Annotated in this window: 17 protein-coding genes, 1 tRNA gene and 1 pseudogene; 8 read left to right on the top strand and 11 right to left on the bottom strand. The window is 58.9% G+C overall.

Annotated elements, in window-relative coordinates; all coding sequences use genetic code 11:
- Window positions 1–73: 73 nt before the first annotated feature.
- Window positions 74–721 (top strand): AIM24 family protein, encoded by a 648-nt coding sequence (locus tag BDK88_RS12030; protein ID WP_130500586.1) that lies wholly within the window; start codon window positions 74–76, stop codon window positions 719–721.
- Between the two features lie 104 nt (window positions 722–825).
- Complete coding sequence (locus tag BDK88_RS12035) at window positions 826–1,542, top strand: HAD family hydrolase (protein ID WP_130500587.1); 717 nt, start codon at window positions 826–828, stop codon at window positions 1,540–1,542.
- A 108-nt stretch (window positions 1,543–1,650) separates the two neighbouring features.
- On the opposite strand, the gene BDK88_RS12040 is transcribed toward BDK88_RS12035, so the two are convergent.
- Window positions 1,651–2,175 carry an Lrp/AsnC family transcriptional regulator gene (locus tag BDK88_RS12040; protein ID WP_092929636.1) on the bottom strand — a complete coding sequence of 175 codons (525 nt, stop codon included), beginning with the start codon at window positions 2,173–2,175 and terminating at the stop codon, window positions 1,651–1,653.
- A gap of 83 nt (window positions 2,176–2,258) precedes the next feature.
- Window positions 2,259–5,093 carry an ATP-dependent helicase gene (locus tag BDK88_RS12045; protein WP_130500588.1) on the bottom strand — a complete coding sequence of 945 codons (2,835 nt, stop codon included), beginning with the start codon at window positions 5,091–5,093 and terminating at the stop codon, window positions 2,259–2,261.
- A 336-nt stretch (window positions 5,094–5,429) separates the two neighbouring features.
- Here BDK88_RS12045 and BDK88_RS12050 point away from each other — a divergent pair, with 336 nt between their 5' ends.
- Window positions 5,430–5,696 carry a HalOD1 output domain-containing protein gene (locus BDK88_RS12050; protein ID WP_130500589.1) on the top strand — a complete coding sequence of 89 codons (267 nt, stop codon included), beginning with the start codon at window positions 5,430–5,432 and terminating at the stop codon, window positions 5,694–5,696.
- 630 nt (window positions 5,697–6,326) lie between these two features.
- On the opposite strand, the gene BDK88_RS12055 is transcribed toward BDK88_RS12050, so the two are convergent.
- The 4 genes from BDK88_RS12055 to BDK88_RS12070 all read right to left on the bottom strand — a co-directional run bounded on the left by BDK88_RS12055 (window position 6,327) and on the right by BDK88_RS12070 (window position 9,063).
- Window positions 6,327–6,397, bottom strand: a tRNA-Pro gene (locus BDK88_RS12055).
- Window positions 6,398–6,480: 83 nt separating this feature from the next.
- Window positions 6,481–7,389 (bottom strand): RNA-guided pseudouridylation complex pseudouridine synthase subunit Cbf5, encoded by a 909-nt coding sequence (locus tag BDK88_RS12060; RefSeq protein WP_130500590.1) that lies wholly within the window; start codon window positions 7,387–7,389, stop codon window positions 6,481–6,483.
- Window positions 7,389–7,964: a (d)CMP kinase gene (cmk, locus tag BDK88_RS12065; protein WP_130500591.1), complete on the bottom strand. Its 576-nt coding sequence runs from the start codon at window positions 7,962–7,964 to the stop codon at window positions 7,389–7,391. The genes BDK88_RS12060 and cmk overlap by 1 nt, the downstream gene beginning before the upstream one ends.
- Window positions 7,965–8,097: 133 nt before the next feature.
- Entirely contained in the window at window positions 8,098–9,063 is a 966-nt protein-coding gene (locus BDK88_RS12070; protein WP_130500592.1) for a DUF106 domain-containing protein, read from the bottom strand.
- A gap of 181 nt (window positions 9,064–9,244) precedes the next feature.
- Here BDK88_RS12070 and BDK88_RS12075 point away from each other — a divergent pair, with 181 nt between their 5' ends.
- The gene (locus tag BDK88_RS12075) at window positions 9,245–10,756 is read left to right on the top strand and encodes a DUF7289 family protein (RefSeq protein WP_242611663.1); all 1,512 of its coding nucleotides are present in this window, start codon (window positions 9,245–9,247) and stop codon (window positions 10,754–10,756) included.
- On the opposite strand, the gene BDK88_RS12080 is transcribed toward BDK88_RS12075, so the two are convergent.
- Entirely contained in the window at window positions 10,757–11,392 is a 636-nt protein-coding gene (locus BDK88_RS12080; RefSeq protein ID WP_130498697.1) for an adenylate kinase, read from the bottom strand.
- A 58-nt stretch (window positions 11,393–11,450) separates the two neighbouring features.
- On the opposite strand from BDK88_RS12080, the gene BDK88_RS12085 reads away from it, so the two are divergent.
- Complete coding sequence (locus BDK88_RS12085) at window positions 11,451–11,873, top strand: hypothetical protein (RefSeq protein ID WP_130498698.1); 423 nt, start codon at window positions 11,451–11,453, stop codon at window positions 11,871–11,873.
- Window positions 11,874–12,142: 269 nt separating this feature from the next.
- On the opposite strand, the gene BDK88_RS12090 is transcribed toward BDK88_RS12085, so the two are convergent.
- Window positions 12,143–12,406: a cytochrome C oxidase subunit IV family protein gene (locus BDK88_RS12090; RefSeq protein WP_092929654.1), complete on the bottom strand. Its 264-nt coding sequence runs from the start codon at window positions 12,404–12,406 to the stop codon at window positions 12,143–12,145.
- Between the two features lie 134 nt (window positions 12,407–12,540).
- Here BDK88_RS12090 and BDK88_RS12095 point away from each other — a divergent pair, with 134 nt between their 5' ends.
- Both BDK88_RS12095 and BDK88_RS12100 read left to right on the top strand, forming a co-directional pair.
- The gene (locus BDK88_RS12095; RefSeq protein ID WP_130498699.1) at window positions 12,541–13,944 is read left to right on the top strand and encodes a hypothetical protein; all 1,404 of its coding nucleotides are present in this window, start codon (window positions 12,541–12,543) and stop codon (window positions 13,942–13,944) included.
- Window positions 13,945–14,049: 105 nt separating this feature from the next.
- Complete coding sequence (locus BDK88_RS12100) at window positions 14,050–14,337, top strand: DUF7410 domain-containing protein (RefSeq protein ID WP_130498700.1); 288 nt, start codon at window positions 14,050–14,052, stop codon at window positions 14,335–14,337.
- A 506-nt stretch (window positions 14,338–14,843) separates the two neighbouring features.
- Here BDK88_RS12100 and BDK88_RS12105 read toward each other — a convergent pair.
- A complete protein-coding gene (locus BDK88_RS12105) occupies window positions 14,844–17,336 on the bottom strand; it encodes a cbb3-type cytochrome c oxidase subunit I (protein WP_130498701.1) in 2,493 nt (830 codons plus the stop codon).
- Window positions 17,336–18,331 (bottom strand): cytochrome c oxidase subunit II, encoded by a 996-nt coding sequence (gene coxB / locus BDK88_RS12110; RefSeq protein ID WP_130498702.1) that lies wholly within the window; start codon window positions 18,329–18,331, stop codon window positions 17,336–17,338. Before coxB ends, BDK88_RS12105 begins: the two co-directional genes overlap by 1 nt.
- Before the next feature lie 527 nt (window positions 18,332–18,858).
- On the opposite strand from coxB, the gene BDK88_RS22105 reads away from it, so the two are divergent.
- Window positions 18,859–18,990 (top strand): hypothetical protein, encoded by a 132-nt coding sequence (locus BDK88_RS22105; protein ID WP_277613478.1) that lies wholly within the window; start codon window positions 18,859–18,861, stop codon window positions 18,988–18,990.
- Window positions 18,991–19,179: 189 nt separating this feature from the next.
- Here the strand turns inward: BDK88_RS22105 and BDK88_RS12115 are convergent.
- A pseudogene (locus BDK88_RS12115) lies at window positions 19,180–19,922 on the bottom strand (preprotein translocase subunit SecY); the annotation flags it as partial.

Genomic DNA, 19,922 nt, shown 5'->3' on the forward strand with positions numbered 1-19,922 from the left:
CTTCCGACAAGTCCGACGATAATGAAACTCGAGGAAACATTCAAACCGCTGTACAAATTAATGGACTGTCATTATGGACTTGGAAGAGTTCGTACACTCGAACGAACCGAAAGCAGATCACAGCGGCTTCGAAAAAGCCAATAAACGACTGCTCGACATCGCCGTCGATGGAACGGTGATGGTAAAAGCCGGCTCGATGATCGGGTATACCGGCGAGCTGACCTTCACCGGAAAGTCGTCTGCCGAAGGCGGACTGACCGGGTTCGTCAAGGATGCGGTGTCCAGCGAAGGGACACCGGTGATGGAAGCCGAAGGGGAGGGGCATCTCTACGTCGCCGATCAGGGAAAGAAAGTCCAGCTCCTCGAGCTCGATTCGGACCAGTCGATTTCGGTCAACGGCACTGACGTGCTCGCGTTCGAATCAACGGTCGACTACGAGATCAACACGATTAGCAGCCTCTCGGAAGTCGCTGCCGGGGGCCTGACGAACGTCTATCTCACTGGTCCCGGGTCGGTCGCGATTTCGACGCACGGCGATCCACTGGTGATGACACCGCCGGTGGTCACGGACCCGGATGCGACCGTCGCCTGGAGTACCAATCTCTCGCCGTCGTTTGCGACCAATAAAACGATCGAGATCGGTCAAACCTCCGGAGAAAGTATCCAGATGGAATTTACTGGCTCGGACGGGTTCGTCGTCGTCCAGCCGTACGAAGAATAAAGCAGGTGACTGGTCACTAGTTGTCGCTTCACTTGCAGACCCCGTCTAGTAGTAACTGTGTCAGAACATATCGTTAAGTGGCTCGCGGTCGCTGTCAGAGACCGATGAGTGGCTGCGAGTCGACCGACGGCTGGGAGGCCGTCTTCTGGGACATCGGTGGCGTCATCCTTGCGCTCGACTCCGTCCAGCGAGCCCACGCCGAGTTCGTCGCACGCCTCCTCGAGCACCACGGCATCGAGACGACGCTCGAGGCGGCCATCGACACGTGGCAGACGACCGTCGGGGAGTATTTTCGTGAGCGCGATGGGACCGAGTTCCGCGCTGCTCGCGAGGCCTACCACCGCGGTATCGAGGCGATCGTCGGCGAGGAGGTGCCCCGAGACGAGTGGCACCCACACGTCGACGACGTTATCCGGTCGTCGCTCGAGCCGGTCTCGGGTGCACCCGAGACGATCGCGCGACTGGCCGACCGGGACGTCCACGTCGGCGTCGTCAGCGATATCGACGACGCGGAGGGGCGTGCCATACTCGAGGGGTTCGGCGTCTGTAAGCACCTCGACTCGATGACCACGTCCGAAGAAGTCGGTCGGACCAAGCCCGACCCGGCCATCTTCGAGACGGCCCTCGAGAAAGCCGACGCCGAACCGGGACGATCGCTGATGATCGGTGATCGGTACACACACGACGTGAAAGGGGCCGCCGAAGTGGGGATGTGTGGCGTGGCCTTCGGCGCTGACGATGGTCCAGCCGTCTCCTATCGTATTGACACGCCCGAAGAGGTGCTCGAGATCCTCGATGGAGAGCAACCGGACACAGCGTGACAAAACCACAGCAGGTGGTCCATGCCCTGTACCGCTCGAATCAGGAAGATACCACAGAGACGGTATGCGAACGTCTCTATTCCTGTAGAACCGCGATAGAACGGGTCGTCACCGCTCGCTGCGTTCCTTGCCGAGGTCCTCGTAGATCTGGGGATCAGTCTGGAACTTGAGGACGTTATGAACCGCCGAGTTTCGAACGTTCTCGATGACCTTGCCGTGTTTCGAGTAGCAGTCGTGGATCCACTTGGGAACTTCCTGCCGGTCGCGAAACATCATGATCGTCTTCCACTGGTACTCCCCATCGGCGAGGAAGAAAAACAGGGTATGTTTGTCCGCTCGGATGTCCTCCATCGCGGCACGCCAGTGGTCGGCGAAGTGTTCAGTATTGAATTTGAACTCGAACAGCGCAAAGATATAATATTCCTCGTTGGGGATGATCGCCTCTCGGAAAACCCCCTCATCGCGCATCCGTCGGATCGACTCGCTGACGGTGACGTGGGAGACGTCGATGTCGTACTTATCCTCGAGAACCGTGGTGAGCTCCCGCGAGGAGAGCTGTGGATCGTCGGCGAGCTCGGTGAGAATCGCGATATCCCGATCTTTAAAATCCCAGTTCGGTGGATCGCTGCTCATGCTAGTGCAACTGTCGTGGCGGCACTGATATAGATTGATATTAGATCGATCGGACGGCTGTCGTGCGTTTGCATGCAATGACGTCAGCGGCGTTGCGAGTCGGCGTCTCGAGTCGTCGAGAGCCCCACCAGCGACTCCTCGCCGATCTCCTCGAGGACGTGCTCGTGAAACGACTGGAGGGCGGCGCTTTCGTCTTCTGCGAGGACGACGTCGCTGGCCGACAGCGTCGCGAGCCCGAACGCCCGCGGCGTCGGCGAGTCGAGGAGTTGCCGCGAGAGGTCAAGCTCGCCCCCATCAATTGCATCGACGATGGCCTCGATCTCAGTGACGTTGAGTTTGTCCTCCAAGATTTCGCGATACGTTTCCTCGATCACGGCGAAGTCCTCGAGATCTTCAGCGAAGCCCAGCAACATCTCGCTCGAGACCTGCTGTTCGCTGGCGGACTTCTCGTAGCCCTTGTAGCGTTTGAGGATCATCAGCGAGCGGGTCGCGTTGATCCGGAAATAGCGCTGGAGCAGGTCGGTCCCCGACAGCGCCGCCCGGAGATCCGTACGGACGTCGTCGGCCTCGATGTCGGCGACGATCCCCTCGAGATCGACTTTCCGGTTGAGCGGCATCGAGAGGACGAAGCCGTTGTCCGCGACCGCGACACGGACGTTCGCCGTCGCTTCCTGGGCACAGCGATAGGCGAGCAGGCGAGAAAGGCCATCGTTGACCTTCCGGCCGTAGTTCGAGCGAACGTAGTAGTGGCGTTCGTACTCCTCGCGATCGCGGACGACCTCGATCGCGAGCCGGTCAGGCGTGCTCACGCTCTCTCTGCCAGCGTACTGCACGTGATGATCGAACAGCCGAGCGATCGCGCGGACGCTGTCGTCGTCAAGTGGAAACTCCCGAAGCCACGCGCGAACCCGCGGCGGCCCGCCAGCGTCGTAGCGCTCGAGGAGCTCGCCCTGAAACGCGAGGATCTCACGGCCCAGATCGTACGAGAGGGGCAGCCGCTCGGAGTACCACGAGGGGACGGTCGGGCGAGCGCTCGTGCGATCGACGTAGACCTTCGAGCCGCGCCGATAGCGGTACTCGAAGTGATCGCCGCCCAGTACGAAGACGTCGCCTTTCTCCAAGGTATCGAGATACTGTTCGTCCAGCTGGCCGACCCACTCGTCGCTCGCCCGCGTGTGGACGTCACAGGTAAACGAGTCGGGGATCGTCCCGATGTTGGTCATATAGATGACCCGCGCGAGTCGGCCGCGTTTGCCGATCAGTGACTCGCCGACCGGGTACGCGTCGTGGTAGTGTTCGCCGTCCGGCGGATCGTTTTCGTCTCGCCAGACCTTCGCATAGACGTTCTTGTCCTCGAGGCCGGCGTACTCGGCGGTGAGATACCGCATGAGCGACTCGTACTCCTCGTCCGTGTAGTTGCGGTAGGGATACGCCCGCCGGAGGATCTCTCTCAGTTCTGATTCGGGGCGGATCTCGGCGATCGCCATCCCGTAGACGTGCTGGGCGGCCACGTCCTGAGCGTTCTCGGGGATCGACACCGAATCGACGAACCCCTCCGTGGCCGTCTTGAGCATGACCGCACACTCGATGAGTTCGTCCCGGTCGAGCGCGATCACCCGTCCTGTCACAGTTTGGCCGACGCGGTGGCCTGCCCGCCCGACCCGCTGGAGCAGGGCGGCGACGCTTTTGGGCGAGCCGACCTGCACCACGAGGTCGATATGGGGCATGTCGATTCCCAGCTCGAGGCTCGTCGAGGTGGTGACGACCTCGAGATTGCCGTCTTTTAGCCGCCCCTCGACGTCCTGGCGGACTTCCTTCGAGAGGCTCCCGTGGTGACAGGCCGAGTTGGTCTCGTCGTAAGCGTCGAAGCGTTCCCGGAGGTTGTGGAGGACTCGCTCCGCGCCCGAGCGCGTGTTGGTAAATACGAGGGTATTCGTGTGGTCCTGGATATGATTGTGAAGCTGTCGATAGAATCGCTCCTGGACCACCTCGCGGGACGTGTTGATCAGGTCGGCGGTCGGACACTCGAGTTGCAGGTCGAACTCGCGGGCAAAGCGGGCATCGACGATCTCGTAGTCACGCGGCTCACCACCCGGCTCGTCGCGGCCCACCAGAAACTCCGCGACACGGGACAGCGGCTCGATCGTCGCCGAACAGCCGATTCGCGTGATCTCACCGTCGGCCATCGTCTCGAGGCGCTCGAGACTCACCGCAAGATGGGTCCCCCGCTTGCTCGCCGCCAGCGAGTGGATCTCGTCGACGATGACGTACTCGACGGTGCGAAGTTTCTCGCGGAACTTCGGCGAGTTGAGCAAGATTGCGAGCGTCTCCGGCGTCGTATTGAGGATGTGGGGTGTCTCCTCGAGCATCCGCTGGCGGTCGCTCGAATCGGTATCGCCGTGGCGGATCGCGTGGCGGATTTCGCCCATCGACGCGTCGTCGCGCTCGGCCGCAATCTCCTCGATGCCGTCGAGTGGCACCTCGAGGTTGCGGTGAATATCGTTCGCGAGGGATTTCAGCGGCGAGATGTAGAGACAGTACACCGAGTTCTCGAGGCCAGCGGGAGACTCCGTCTCCCGTCCAGGTGGGCGCTGCCCGTCGACGTCGTCGGCATCTCGTTCCCGCCGGTACAGCGAGTTGATAATCGAGAGAAACGACGACATCGTCTTGCCGCTCCCCGTCGGCGCACAGACCAACGTGTTCGTCCCTGCGTCGATTTTCGGGATCGCACCCCGCTGTGGCGGCGTGAAGAACCCTTCATTTTCGGGGACGAACTCGCCGAATTCCTCGAGCCACCATTCCTGGACTGCCGGCTCGAGAGAGTCGAAGACATCGCTATCCCTGATCGTGACGGCGGCCGGATCGAACGGCAGCGAATCGTCGGCAACCGGCAGCTCGAGACGCTCGTCCCCGTCCATTACCGTCGTCTCCGGGGGCGGCGTGTAAGAGCGTTTGGGCACCAGAGTGAAAGTGAACCCTCGGTTCGACAGTCTCGACTGTCGGTCAAAGCCTTCAACCGTTGGTCGCCGACTCGTCGGACTCACTGTCCTCGAGTCGGCTCAAGAACAGGGAATCGATACGTATCTATCACTGAATCTTCATTTTCAATCTCTGATTACCGTAAAGTGATTACTAACAGTCATAGGATCCCAAATTAGGAAACCACCTATGAAAAATTATTCACAGTGGGCTGTCTGACGCACGTCATTAGAGGAACGGTCGATTTTATATATCGGTATCTGGCAGCGGTGATTGTGCAAAGCACTCACTCAGTCAGCCTCACGGTTGTCGAAGAAATCGCCAAACAAGAAGGGGTTTCACCGGAAGAGCTTCGGCCACCGCTTCACTATGTCATTGACACGGACGCACTTGACTCACTCTTCCAGTCGGTTGATGGCGAGCGGGTTCCGTCCACAGTCAAGTTCACGTACAACGATTACATGGTCTCGATCGACGAGACGGGAGACGTGAACGTGGTCGATCACACGTCAGTCACAGAGGCGGACAAAACGGTAGTGTGAACCGGTTCGGAGTTCCCAACACTCGATTGATCTCTTATTCGTCGGTCGTAAGTAGCGCTCTTAGTGTCCACTCCAAGCGTCGCCGCTTGCGTCAACAAGAAGTTGCGGCCGCTTAGTGTTGCATGATGCGGAAACCATCATGCCAGAGAGTGTGACACATCGCAAGTCATCGATTGCTACTGTCCGCGGACCCGTTTTGCAACCTCGAACGGGCAGACACGGCGAGCAGCAGGGACAGCAAAGAATTACAACAAATATATATCGACTATAAACAGTAACTGTGATAGTCGAGACCGGTACGGAGAAGCACCGGAAAATCGGTATCTGTGAACGTTGCGGAAGAGCAACAGTCGTCTGGGTGCGGCAGACGAGACCGTTTGACCGGTGAGCGGACACAACGTCTGTCCCGGTAGTGACGCCTCGTTTCGTACGGTAAACGACGCTCTGTCTCGAGGCTACTCGTAGCTACACGGACGACTTCACTTAGTATCGCTTCGCGATAACAGCAGCTCAGTCACAAGTTTAAGAGAATGCATCGAGGACCATGATCGGAGCAAAGCTACTCGTTACTTCCATTTTCACTCTTCGCCATAACAGTCATGCCACTCTTCATTTGAGAAGTCGTGAAAATGGGACCGCCGAGAATTGAACTCGGGTCCTACGGACCCCATCCGCAGAGGATACCACTACCCCACGGTCCCGTACTTGGATCGATGGGCGTCTTCCGTTTAAGGGTATCGTTTCACCGGTGGTGTGTCACTCGGTTTCGAACCCACAGCCGACCTCAGACCAGCACGCGCTCGAGGTCAACGGCGAGGCCGCTGTCGGCCTCGAGGTCCCCGACGAACGTGCCGAGACAGACCGCAGCGCCGTTTGGCGTGTAACAGGCAACGAGCGAGTCATGCTCGATGTCGTCGTCAGCCTCGAGGACACCCGGCGCGTAGACTGGTGCACCTTCGGCTACTTCGCGAGCGGCGCTTTCGGCGATCACGACACTGGGGATCCCCTCGAGGATCCGTTCAGCAGGGTCGACGACCTCGTACAGCGGGTCGGGATCGTCGTCCTCGAGCCAGAACGCCAGTGCATCGAGGAAGTCGTGGGCGCTGTGGAGCGTCCGGTCGTCGAACGGCTCCGTCATCGTCCGGCGAAGGTGTCCCATGTGTGCACCGGTGCCAAGCGCCAGCCCCAAATCGTGACACAGCTTGCGGACGTAGGTGCCGCTCTCACAGCGGATCCGCACGAGGAGACGTCGCTCCTCGGCCTCGAGTACCTCGAGGTCGTAAATCTCGCGCACGCGCAGGCGGCGAGAGACGGCGCTCTTGCGCGGGGGCTTCTGGTAGATCGGTCCCTCGAACTCGGCGACGACCGATTCGGCGTCGGCCGGCACCGGCGCGTGACACTCGAGGACGGCGACGTACTCTTTGGCACCCTCGAGAAAGACCGGCGCGAGACGAGTCGCATCGCCCAGCATGATCGGGAGACACCCGGTCACCTTGGGATCGAGCGTCCCCGCGTGGGCGGCGCGGTCGATGGTAACGTCGGCACCGCACTGGGCGAGCGTCTCGTCGACGGCGTCGCGCAGCCAGCCGCTGACCTGATGTGAGGACGGCCCAGGCGGTTTGTCGAGGTTGACGACGCCAAAGGTGAGCAACTCGGTCGGCGAACGTTCCTCGGGTGGACCACGGAGCGGCATTAGAACTCGTAGCTGGTGTCGACGGGCGTTTTCCCTTCGTCGCCGTCGGCATCGTAGCGTTCGACGGCGGTGACGAGCATATCGAGGACCGCATCGGGCTCCCAGCGAGCCGTGTTCACTGAGAGATCGTAGATCGTCAGATCGCGGATGTCAATCCCGTAGTACTCCTCGTAGCGCTGTGCCTCGCTTGCCTCACGAGCCGTCGTTTCCTCGGTTGCACGGGCGGGATCTTTGCCCTCGCGCTCGGCGATGCGTTCGCCACGAACCTGTGGTGGCGCGTCCAGCCAGAAGCGAAAGTCAGCCTGTTCGGCGGCCAGCCAGCCGGCGAGTCTGGACTCGAGCACCAGATCGTCTTCCTCGACAGCGATCTCGCGGAGCCGGCGGTCGAGATCGCGATCGATCTCGTCGTTTTCCTCAGCGAGTTTGTTGAACTCGAGGGGGGTGTAGCCGCGTTCGTCGGCCAGTTCCCGGAAGATGTCACCGCCGCTGACGTGGTCGAGTTCGAAGGCGTCGGCGAGCAACTCGGCAGTCGTGCTCTTCCCGCTGCCCGGCGGGCCGGAGACGGTGAGTAACATAATCGATCTGCGAGCGGGCGGGTAAAATGGGTTTTGAATCCGCGAGCCTGGCCACCGATAGCGGCCGTACACGACAGCTTACAAGTGATCGAGCTGACGATGTGTCGCGATAGTCGAGACGGAGTTGGCGCGATCAGGTTCCCGTCGGCGACATGTCGATGTTCAGTGACTTGCGCAGGATCTGGGAGAAGCCCATCGAGCACAGGAAGTACCAGACGATCCAGGCCGGCATCGGACCCACCAATCCAGCTTGCCAGTCGGTCACGCCGACGATCGGCAAGACGGCCGTCGCTTCCGCGCCGCTAAGGCCGACCGACTGGATCTTCCAGTACATCCAGAGGAACAGCGGGATCGTCAACAGCATGATCCAGACCATTGGCCGGAACTGCTCTTTGAACATCCCGAGGTTGTCCGCCATGGCCTCCATCTGCTCTTCGCGGACCTGCTCGAGTTCGTTCTCGAGGCGTTCGATTTCGGCCTCGCTCGCGCCGCGTTCCTCGGCTTCTTTCTTTCGCTTGCGGAGGTCTTTTTGCTCCTCCTGAACGGCTTTCATCCGCTCTTGATACTTGCCCATGACCTCCGTGTTCATCAGGTTCGCCTGCAATAGCGACGAGTACAGGCCAGTGATCAGTGCCACGGAGAGGATCACGGCATAGAAGGGCAACGCCGCGTCGAGCGGTCCGAGAACGATGTCTATCGTTCCACCCACGACGTTTCGAATCGAATCGAACCAGTACCCGGGCATCAACAGAAGCGCACCGACGCCGGCGATTTTGTCCCACTGCGACCAGCTCGACTCCTCGTCGTCGATATCGACATCGGCACTGGCCACGGCACTGCTCCCGCCACTGTCACCGTTTCCATCGAGGGCCCGGTCGTAGGCCTCACGATCGGCGATCGCAAACCCTTCGTCGCCGTCGACTAATACGCCTTTCTCGATCAGCCGCCCCCACTGGCCGCTCGTCAGCTCGTCGCTGACGTCGGCCCACTGGACCTCGCCGCCGTTCTTGTCGGCTTCCTCGCGGATTGCCTCGAGCGCATCCGCCATCGAGGAATCCTCACGGACGAGGGCGTCGATCTTCTCGGCTGTACGCGTCATCTGCCCAAAGCTAGGCGTCGTCCGGTATACAAGTGTTTTTCTTCGGTAGTCACAGTGTCCACGAGACCACGGATGTCGTCGACCGCTCGAGTCCGGATAGATATACTATTCGGTACTTTTCAGCCAATATGAACTGTTCGATCGGTCGGACCTTTTATTATATGGATCTCCGAATTACTGGATGATCGAAATGACTTTGGGACGTAATGACGGCACAGCGATGCCATCGGAAAGAGGGGTGTCCGCAATACTTGGTTTCATTCTGTTAATTGGGATGGTGGCAAGCATCAGCGTCGGTATTCTTCTCTTTGCCGGAGATGCGATGGAAGATGCAGAACAACGTTCGGCAAACGAACGTGTCGAGCAGTCGTTCGTCGAGTTGAGCCAGCAGATGCAGACTGCATCGTCAAACGACGATGTCTCACACTCTATCGACCTTGACGTGGGTCAGTCAGGGGCAGTTGTCAAGAAGGACACGGGCCATATTACTGTAACATCGGACGCACTTAGTAAGGATATCAACCTCACCATCGGAACGATCGAGTACGAGAGCGACGATGGGACAAAGCTTGCCTATCAATCAGGATCAGTCTTTCGTGAGACTGGTAACGAGACCCAGGTCGTCTCAGCACCGCCAATTCACTATGAGACTGAGACAGATACGCTTACACTCCCAGTTTCGGCTGTCGCTGGTGAACAAAAACTCGGGTCCGGCGACGTCTCTATCAGCCATACCAATACGACCACGTTTCAAGAAGCGAACGTCGTTCAAAATGAGGACGTGACGATCACAGTCAAAAGCGACTACTATCGCGGCTGGGAGTCGTTCTTCCGAAATCAGGCAGGAGATACATCAGTGCAGTACGTCGATCACGAAAACCGGACCGTCGAAGTCAAAGTCGGATATATCGACCTTGAGAATGCCTTCGATTCGGGAGTGACGTACTCCGAGGATATTAGCGATTTCAAAGACGAGTTCGGAGATGAAGCGCGGGTCGGTAATATGCCGGAAATGGACCCAGTCATAGAGCAAATGGTTGAGGATGCAAAAGATGATCCAGAGGATGATATAGAGGATCTCGGTGTCGTTAATGGTGATGAACACCTGGATGAGGGAATGTATTATGCCGAAGAAGTAAACCTCCAAGATAACAGTGATGAAATTTATGCTGATGCTTCCGACGGGAATGTTACTCTAATCGTTGATGGAGATATTACAGTCTCTCATAATGATGCAGAGATCACTGCCGATACCGATGATGAAGATCACGCGTTTCGCGTGTATTTGACAGGAGACTTTAATATGGATAAGGGCGAAGTGGCACCTGATCCGTCGGACGGCACGGCAAAAGCAGAACAATTGCAAGTGTACGGAACATCCGAACTAGACGCTCGATTTTGGAAGGGTTATTTTCACGGAACGTTCTATGCAGCAAGTGACGATTGGGATGGGTCGAATGAGTTAGTCAGCGGTAAGAAGGATAAATACCAAGTCGTTATCCAATCAAACCCAACATTCAATGGGGCTCTTGTAACTCATTCATCGAATATCCATGCAGATGCGGCAGACTTCACGTACGACGAGACTCTAGAAGACGAAGACTTCGATGCATATCCGCAAGGATACGAACTGCCGCCGGACCTTACCTACCTCAACGTCGTCAAACACGAAGTCGAGGTCGAACAGAACTGACTACGCTGCGTCCTCGATCGTCGCCTTCACGTCTTCCCAGACCTCGTCGGGTGCCTGCTCGCCGTCGACACGCTCTAAGTCGCCCTGCTCGTCGTAGTATTCGATGACCGGTTCGGTGTTCTCGTGGAAGACGGACAGTCGCTCGCGGACCGTCTCCTCGGTGTCGTCGTCACGCTGGACGAGTCGCTCCTCAACTTCGGGGTCCTCCGGCGGGTTGTACTCGACGTGGTAGATGTCGCCCGTCTCGGGGTCCATCCGGCGGCCCGTCAGGCGGTGGACGAGTTCCTCCTCGCCGACCTCGAGGTAAAGCGCGAGATCGAGGTCAGTCATGTCCTCGAGTTCCTCGGCCTGCTCTAGGTTCCGTGGATAGCCGTCGAGAACGAAGCCGTCGGCCTGGCTGAGTGCCTCGTCGACGATGGCGTTGACGACCTCGTCGGGGACGAGCTCGCCCTGATCCATGTATTCACCCGGCGTGTCGTACTCGGTGTCCATATCGGAGATATCCATCTCCTTGTTGTTCCGAAGCGCGTCACCGGTGGTGATGTGATCGACGTCGAACGCTTCGATGATCTTTGCACTCTGGGTCCCCTTCCCTGCCCCGGGTGCACCCAGGATCAGGATTCGTGGCTGTGCCATATGGCACCGTTCATGCCCATCACATAAAGGCTTAAAGAATCGAGCACGTCCATCTACTATGACCCGCTTCGACGCGTCTGAGCCCACTGAGCGACGGAAACTGTACGTCGATGCGATTACGGCCCATCGCGAACGCGCCAGCGGATTTCTGACGCTCGAGGCAGACGACACTGCCTACGAAGAACGCGATGACACAGCCGACCAGTCCGCCGCAGCGTTGGGCGTGCCGTGGATTCAGTTCGGTGATGGAACGGTCAATCTCGACTGTACCGACGCGGAACTCGAGGCGCTGAAAGACCTGCTTGAGGCGTTTCCGGCGTTCAAAATCGATGACCTGACGCGGCCCGACGACGCCGACGGGATCAACGTTCGGGTCAGCGCAAAGGCAGATGCAAACCGGATCGCCCAGTTCATCGACGACGTCTTTCTCGAGGTGTATGACCTCCCGTCGACGGTTCGTATCTGGCTCGTCGACGTGTGAGCAATTGGTTGTCGTATCAACTGACGCAGGTCATACACCGATCGTACGACCGCTGTGCGATCGATATGGAACTCGTTTCAGTTTGTATGGGCAGATGTCTGCCAGCTACGCGTTCCGGTCGACTCGAGGCGTGACGAGCACGCTCGAACAGCGACGTCGCTTCGAGAAACAGATCGCCACCGCGTCGTGAGATGGCATCCTCGTTGGCCGGTGAACATCGATCGACGAGGCGAGAACAGGTCGGCAGTTCAGCCGATGGTCGCGGTGCGTTACTGGATCGAATAACCTGCTGCGAGGGTGAGCAGGACGACCATAAACGCTGCAACGGCCATCGTGTAGGTGACCGACCGTGGCTCGTATTTGAGGTGCTGGAAGTACCCCGCGATCAGTCCGACCTTGATAGCTGCCAGCACCAGCGTGCCACCTACTGCCATTGTGTAGGTGAAGAAGTCGAAGTGGAAGAAGACGAACTTCCCCGTAGCCAGCAGTACCAGTGCCACGTAAATCAATGCGTAGTTCCGAACACTCGCCATTGGTGGGGAATGTGAGAGACGAATACTTATAGCTTCCTCATACGATCGCTTGGGACCATTCGGCACGGACGCGAGTCTATCCGTGGCTCCACAGAAGCGACACGTAGATGGAACACCGGTTCGAATTGCCGACAATGAGTAGACGTTCGGCTTTGGTTCGCCGAGCCGGTATCGGGGTCGTGTTCGCGCTCGTAACTCTCATTGTGGGCAGCGGTGTCGTCGCCGCGAGTATGACCGCCTCTGGTCTCATGGACGGCAGTGGTGATGTCGCCATTCCAACGTGGCTGTACCTCGCAACTGGCGGCGGTACCGTCGGCGCATCAGCACTGTTGACCATGCTCGTCACCGACCGCGACATGATCGGAACCTACCACGATCGCACACTCGAGGCGACTATTGATCGCCTCCGTACCGGGGGCTCGCTGTTGTTCGGCGCGATCGGTCTGCTTGGGCTTGCGATCATCCTCGTTGCTGGGTTCGTCGGTCCAGCTATCGGGTTGGTCAGCGTGACTGTGCTGGCAACGTTCGTCGGTGGGCGGGCGCTGCTGACGATCTTTGCGTACACCGTCGGCAACCCGTGGCCGGCGCTCAACCCATGGCGACGCATCGCTGCAGCGCTTCCCAACGACTTCGAGACGTACCCGCCGGCCTTTGGCTCCTGGCCCGCCGTCGTGGCACTGTTGACGTTCGTCTGGCTCGAGGTCGTCGCTCCACTGACTACCTCGACGACCGTGCTAGCGCTGATGCTCGTCATGTATTCGCTGTTTACGATCTCGAGTGCGGTCATTTTCTCGCCGGAGACGTGGTTTCGACGCGGCGACCCCCTCTCGCTGTGGTTTCGACTCTACAGCGCCGTCGCGCCGATCCAGCGGACCCCCGACGGACTCGAGTTTCGCTATCCCGGGTCGAAACTGGGTGAAGACGACGTGATCACTGATACTTCCCTCGTGGCCTTCGTGCTCGCGCTGGTCTGGGAGCTGACCTACAGCGGGTTCATCGTCACGCCGGCTGGAGTCAGGACCGTCGAAGCGCTCGTCGGGTTCGGTGTGCCGCCAGTGCTCGTCTATCTGTTCTTGCTCGGTGGTGGGTTCGCCCTGTTCTGGAAGGTATACTGGATCGCGATCGACCGAACCCGTGAGCGGGCCGAGACGTATCTCTCCCGTGAGTACCTCGGACTCCGGTTTGCTGCACCACTGCTTGCGATCGCGGCCGGCTACCACTTCGCTCACTACATCGCCTTTGCGATCTCGCTGTGGCCGGCGCTCGTCGGCGCACTCGCGTCGCCGCTTTCCCCGCCGCCGAACCCAACCCAGTACGTAGTGCCGGGCTGGTTCGGATACATCGAAATCGCTGGCATTCTGGTCGGCCACATCCTCGCGGTGTGGGTCTCACATACCGTCTCGTTCGATCTCTTTCCCGGGAAACTTCAGGCGATCAGGAGCCAGTACCCGCTCATCGTCGTTATGATCGTTTTCACGATGGCGAGCCTCTATCTCGTCTCGCAAGGGACGATGAGCCCGCCGTACGTCCCGAACTGAGCCGGAATGGACACGCGTTCGCCCATTACGACAACGTCGTCGTCGTGTTCAATCGGCGTGCCGAACCGGCAAACACTTCCTCACAGTCCCGTAAGTGCCAATTGAATGGCGACTGACCGAACGCTCGAGCGGGAGTACGAGGTGCCACCGGACGAAACGCCCGCCACAACCTGTCCGTACTGTGGACGGCCGTTTCGATCAGAGCGATACGCGACGTTCCACATCGGCGTCGAGCACGCCGAGGTCTGCTCCGACGACGAACGCGAGGCATTCGAGGAGGAACTCGGCGACGAGGAGTACGAGCTGTTCACGTTTCACTTCAAGGCAGCTGTCTCCGTGTTTCTGGTCTACTTCCTCTTTACGTTCATTTACGCGCTGGTCTGGTCCGGCTAGTCGGTAGCCGACGGGTTTGTTGTCTGTGTCGTCTCTCAGACGAGCGAGACGTCTGTCGAGGACGCAGTGGCTGTTCTGATCTGTCGGTCGTTGTTCGATAGCCCCTCGCTCGCTCGGACACAGCACTGACTGTCGCCCAGTATGATACTGTCGACATCAGTCAGCGAAGGCTCGATCGTGTTTCGACGCCTATTGCCGTCGGAGTCGTCCGACGAGTCGGCGTCCAGCACTCGCGGCGACACCGCTAGCGGCCGCGTCTCGCGTTCGATCGACGTATGAACCGTGTTATCCAGCAGTATGAGTTCCCGATCGGATCGAACTGAGACACTGCGATAGCGTGACGGTGTCGGTCCCTGGGGATGGATCTGCAACGCCGCAGTCCAGTCAGCGACGGTCACGACACAGTCACAGGAGCCGTCAAGCGATGCTGTCGCTGTCCGGCATGTCTAAAGTAGAAACGCAGTGAGAAAACGAAAGGTAGCCTGTGCCTGTGTAGCGGCGGACCGCTACATCAGGTAGAACAGTGGGAACAGGAAGACCCACACGATGTCGACGAAGTGCCAGTAGAGCCCGAAGTACTCGACTGGCATGTGATCCTCGAGGTAGGCGTCGACGGTCACGACGCGGTAGATCATGAACAGGGCGATCAACAGCCCGAGGATGACGTGTAGCGCGTGTAGGCCGGTCGTCACGAAGTAGATCGAGTACTCGAGGCCACTGAACCAGTAGTGACCGTCAGCGAACTTGCTGGTGTACTCGAAGCCCTTGACGCCCATGAACACGAAGCCAAGTAGGACTGTCGTGGTGAGCGCGCCGAGTAGCCCTTTCTTGTTCCCGCGTTCTGCCATCACATGTGCGATGACGACCGCGAAACTCGAGGTCAACAGGACGTAGGTGTTGAACAGTCCTGCTTCGGTGATGGAAGCGAGATGCCAGTTGTTCCAGCCCATGTTGAGGCGCATGAAGACGAAGGCACCGATCGCTGCACCGAAGACGACGACGTCGGATGCCAGGAAGAACCAGACACCCAGCTTCTCGTTGTTGATTCCGCCGAACGGCCAGCGCTCGGCAACCTCCATCTCAGGTGCCTCGAACTGCTCGCGGCCGAACTGGAACAGCGTGATTCCGAGCAGGACGATCCCCAGTCCGGTCAGGGCGGGATAGACGACGCTCTTCGGCGGTGCCTCGGACAGGGTCACGAAGTCACCGCTGTGGATGTTAGACTGGACGAAGTCGTAGACGTACGGTGTCAGTCCGCTGATGCCAAGGAAGAACGTGAACGTCGCGACACCGATGCCGAACGGCCAGATGCTGGCGTGGTCGGCGTGTTCTTCTTCGTGGCTCGCTGTGGCCGTCGCAGTCGCACCCTGTGCGATCCCACCGTCGGTTGCAGTCGGGGTGTCGTCGACGAACTCGAGGTTCCCACTGGCGTAGCTTGGCCGGTCCGGCCAGTTCTCGAGCGGTGGGGGCGAGGGAATCGCCCATTCGGCGGTTCGCGAGTGGGTCCACGGGTTGTCGGGCGCGTCGGGACCCGAGATGAAACTCTTTGCGAGCGTCACGAACACGAGCAGGAAGCCGAGTCCGAGGACGAACGCACCGGCGGTCGCAAGCTGGTGATAGAGCTGTGCGCTTTCGTTGTAGTGGAAGATACGTCGGGGCGTCTCCCAGGTGAGGAACATCGGGAAGTACAGCAGATTAAAGCCGAAGAAGTACACGGCGAAGCTGAGTTTCCCGAGTCGTTCGGAGTACATCTTGCCGGAGATCTTTGGCCACCAGTAGTAGAGGCCGCCGATCAGCGCGGTGACACCGGAGACCATCACGTAGTGGAAGTGCGCGACGACCCAGTAGGTGCCACGGAACTCGTAGTCAAGCACGACGGCACCCAGGAAGACACCGGTAATCCCGCCGAGGATGAACAACAGCAGTGCACCCAGCGAGAACAGGAACGGCGTCGTAAACCGAATGCGGCCCTTGATCATGGTGTAGATCATCGCGAACACCATTAGGTCGAAGGGCAACGAGATTCCGATCGTCGTCGCCATGAACAGCGTCTTGATCGGGAGGTTGATCGTCGACAGGAACATGTGGTGCATCCAGACGAGGAACGACTGGACCGCAACGAGGACCATCGCGATCATGACCCACTTGCGGCCGACCAGTCGCCGTCCAGTGAACGTCTGGAACGTCTCGAAGAGGACCCCGAGCGCGGGGAAGTAGACGATGTACACCTCTGGGTGACCGAAGAACCAGAAGATGTGCGCCCACAGGAGGCTCGAGCCCTCGTTGGTTGCGAAGTACTGCGTGAGGAACAGTCGGTCGATCGACTGCAGCATCACTGCAGCGAGCAGCGCGGCGAACGCGAACAGCATCATCCAGGCCGTCAGTAGCCACGACCAGGAGAACATCGGCAGGTTCCACATCCCCATGCCCTCGGCACGGGAGCGGTGCATCGTCGTCAGGAAGTTCACCGTCCCAATCGTGACCGAGAAGCAAAACAGGACCACGCCGAGGATTGCGGCGTTACCACCTGCCGTTGCTTCCATCACCGAGGTGTACATGGGCACGTTCAGCGGGGCGTACATCGTCCAGCCGCCGGAGAACGACCCACCCTGGAAGAACGAGATGATGAACAGGATCCCCGAGAACAGGTAGAACCAGTAACTCAGGGCGTTCAGTCGTGGGAACGCGAGGTCTTTCGCCCCGATCTGAAGCGGGACGAAGTAGTTCGCGAAGCCGGATGCGATCGGTGAGAGGAACCAGAAGACCATTATCAGGCCATGGCCCGTCACCGACTGGTAGTACTGATCGTTCGTCAGCAGCGGTTCGCCACCGAGCATGAGGCCACCCGATTGCCACAGGTGTGCTCGGAACAGCAACGCGAGAACGCCGCCGAATATCAGGAAGAACAGGGACGTCGCGAGGTACAGAATCCCGACGTCCTTGTGGTTGGTGGTCACCAACCATCGCTTGACCGACCGCATCGGCGGAAGATCACTCATCAGGCGTCACCTCCGTCGTTCGTATCGCTTGCAGTAGCATCACTTTCCGTTGCGTTCATCTCGAGCGTGTAGGTCTCGCTGACCGGACCAGTCATGTCGAACTGCTCTTCGACAGTTTCGAACTGACCGTCGGTCGACGTGATCGTCACGTTGTAGTTGCCACCGTGGTCGACATCGTTGATGGTGATCGTTCCATTCTCGTCGAAGTCATCGGCGGTGTACGTACGCTCGAAGTCAGTTTCCTGGCTTTCGAGCGTCATCTCGTAGCCGTCCGTCACGGGGGACTCGTTGCCGTCAACCATCTCGAACTCCATCGTCAGCTGGTCGTCCATCCACGAGTCGAACTCGTCGGACGGCATGACATTGAGCGTCCCAACCATCGAGGTATGGGCTTCACCACAGAGTTCGAAACACTTGATGTTGTACTCGCCGGGTTCTTCGGCTTCGAACCAGCTCTCGTCGACTTCGCCTGGAATCGCGTCGGCTTTCACCCGTTGATCGGGTATGCCAAACGTATGCCAGACGTCACCTGAGGTTACTTGGACCCAAACTCGTTGGTCAGCTGGGACGCGAAGCGTACTCGTCGATTCGATCCCGTTGTCGTACTCGAAGAACCATGCGAATCCCTCGCCGGTCACATCGACTTCCAGCGCTTCTTGCTGGCCACCGTCATCGGCACTGGGATCTTCGACGTACAGAAGCATCGTGTACGTCCAGATCACCAGCGAAATGACGATGACGGCGCTGATGCCGAACGAGAGGAACAGTTTTTTTCCGCCCTTTCCGCCTGTCGGTAACTCCCCGAGTGACGGCCGATCCTTGTCGTCGTCAGCCGTGTCGCTGTCACGATACTTGTACGCGTTGTACAAGGTGTACGCGACTACGACGATGCCGACGAGCGTTCCGAGTCCGAGAAATACCGTAAAGATACTCTCGAACACGTCAACGCGGGTCTGCTGCATCGGGGCAATGAGTGCGCTGTAAATTGTATTCATCTCTTTTGAAGGCCAGTTATATGTCGGACGATGGTTTCTGGGGGCACTTATCTATTTGGAAACCGGCCGGACTGATCTGCAACGCGTGCCGGGCAGTCTCCGATCGTTTGACTGCAGTTCATCCGGTTCGTCTGTCACCCCACATCACGCTGTCGTTGTCGTCATTGACCTTTTTTCTATCGTTAGCTCGTCCAGATACTATATGAGTACGAATAAATCATGTCATATTGGTCCGTCCCAGTTCTTTTATATTAGTCATGGAACGTCACTGCATACCTATCGCACAGCCATCGTGCGATCTGCTGGACGCTGATAGTCAGGAGCTCCTATCATTTCGATCATGCTGTCGATTATCTGCTTCCACCACCAGATGTGCCATGAGTTACTAGAACGACATTCCGTCGAGGGCGATATCACAGCCACGGCTGCGATCCGACACCGCTAGTTCGAGACCGACTGGCTGCGAGTGGGCCCCCATGCATATGCATCCGGTAACGGTTTTCCTCGAGCACTCGGACGGGGAAGACATGCCATTCCAGCCGCCAGTCGAGTGTCCGATCTGCCGAGAGACGCTTGCACTCGACCGAACGCTCGAGGAACATCTCGTCGGCTCACACACGCCCACTCGAAGTCGCCCGCCAGCTCGCAGCCCGCCATGAGAGCGGCGGACTGCGGCGGGTTTCGGAGTGAATGCGGTAACTGTCGATCGCTTCAATCAATAGTCAGTAAAACCTCTCCGTGCTCACTTACACAGTGTAGCAAGGGTGGCGACGCCGAAACGGTATCGATGGAGTGCAGTCGCTCACGGTCGAAAGAACGAACGAAAAACCGCACCGGCGAGAACGCGGTTACTCGTTGCCGAACATCTGGCGCATCATCGGGTGCATCTCCATGAGCTGCTCTTCGGCGATCTCCTCGTAGAGCTTGTACGTAATGGAGACAGCCAGACAGCAGCCCCGTTCCGGAGACGGATCCGATGGTGCCGAGCATGTTCGCCCAGACGGCCAGCAGACCGACCAGTGCGCCACCGATGACGTTCACCTTGCGGAATGTACCGCTCCATGACCTTCTCGATGACGCCGACGTTCTGTCGGAAGCCGGGAATCTGCATCCCAGAGTTCTGGATCTGTTTTGCCGTCGACTCAGGACCCATGTCCGTGGTCTCGACCCAGAAGATGGCGAAGATCGCGCCACCGACGACCATGAACGTGACGTCGATGCCGATCCGAATCATCACCTGCCACCACTCCTGGGAGACGTTCGCCGTCCACATCCAGTCCTGTGGCGAGTAGATCGGCGACACGTAGTAGAAGAACCCGCCGTCCGGCTGGCCGCCCGAATAGGAGCCGAGCCAGCCAGGCATCCCGGCCCACTGCCGGTTCAAGATCTGACCCATGAATGGACGTTCGCCTGCACTGCGCGAACGAGGATCATCGGCAGGACGCTCGCGTAGATGAGCTTCACGGGGAAGCGACCGCGTGCGCCCTTGACGCGGGCGTGGCTCAGCGGGATCTCGACGCGGACCGACTCCGCATAGACGACGATCCCGAAGATCAGCAGCGTCGTCAGCAACGCGATGATGTGTCCGTCG

Origin of the sequence: Natrinema hispanicum (genome assembly GCF_004217335.1) — an archaeon.
In the GTDB taxonomy this organism is placed as follows: domain Archaea; phylum Halobacteriota; class Halobacteria; order Halobacteriales; family Natrialbaceae; genus Natrinema; species Natrinema hispanicum.

What these genes read in the sequence shown, in the direction of transcription:
- BDK88_RS12030 (WP_130500586.1), top strand. Translation starts at nt 74, where the DNA reads ATGGACTTGGAAGAGTTCGTACACTCGAACGAACCGAAAGCAGATCAC.
- BDK88_RS12035 (WP_130500587.1), top strand. Translation starts at nt 826, where the DNA reads ATGAGTGGCTGCGAGTCGACCGACGGCTGGGAGGCCGTCTTCTGGGAC.
- BDK88_RS12040 (WP_092929636.1), bottom strand. Translation starts at nt 2,175, where the DNA reads ATGAGCAGCGATCCACCGAACTGGGATTTTAAAGATCGGGATATCGCG.
- BDK88_RS12045 (WP_130500588.1), bottom strand. Translation starts at nt 5,093, where the DNA reads ATGGACGGGGACGAGCGTCTCGAGCTGCCGGTTGCCGACGATTCGCTG.
- BDK88_RS12060 (WP_130500590.1), bottom strand. Translation starts at nt 7,389, where the DNA reads ATGCCGCTCCGTGGTCCACCCGAGGAACGTTCGCCGACCGAGTTGCTC.
- cmk (WP_130500591.1), bottom strand. Translation starts at nt 7,964, where the DNA reads ATGTTACTCACCGTCTCCGGCCCGCCGGGCAGCGGGAAGAGCACGACT.
- BDK88_RS12070 (WP_130500592.1), bottom strand. Translation starts at nt 9,063, where the DNA reads ATGACGCGTACAGCCGAGAAGATCGACGCCCTCGTCCGTGAGGATTCC.
- BDK88_RS12075 (WP_242611663.1), top strand. Translation starts at nt 9,245, where the DNA reads ATGATCGAAATGACTTTGGGACGTAATGACGGCACAGCGATGCCATCG.
- BDK88_RS12080 (WP_130498697.1), bottom strand. Translation starts at nt 11,392, where the DNA reads ATGGCACAGCCACGAATCCTGATCCTGGGTGCACCCGGGGCAGGGAAG.
- BDK88_RS12085 (WP_130498698.1), top strand. Translation starts at nt 11,451, where the DNA reads ATGACCCGCTTCGACGCGTCTGAGCCCACTGAGCGACGGAAACTGTAC.
- BDK88_RS12090 (WP_092929654.1), bottom strand. Translation starts at nt 12,406, where the DNA reads ATGGCGAGTGTTCGGAACTACGCATTGATTTACGTGGCACTGGTACTG.
- BDK88_RS12095 (WP_130498699.1), top strand. Translation starts at nt 12,541, where the DNA reads ATGAGTAGACGTTCGGCTTTGGTTCGCCGAGCCGGTATCGGGGTCGTG.
- BDK88_RS12100 (WP_130498700.1), top strand. Translation starts at nt 14,050, where the DNA reads ATGGCGACTGACCGAACGCTCGAGCGGGAGTACGAGGTGCCACCGGAC.
- BDK88_RS12105 (WP_130498701.1), bottom strand. Translation starts at nt 17,336, where the DNA reads ATGAGTGATCTTCCGCCGATGCGGTCGGTCAAGCGATGGTTGGTGACC.
- coxB (WP_130498702.1), bottom strand. Translation starts at nt 18,331, where the DNA reads ATGAATACAATTTACAGCGCACTCATTGCCCCGATGCAGCAGACCCGC.
- BDK88_RS22105 (WP_277613478.1), top strand. Translation starts at nt 18,859, where the DNA reads ATGCCATTCCAGCCGCCAGTCGAGTGTCCGATCTGCCGAGAGACGCTT.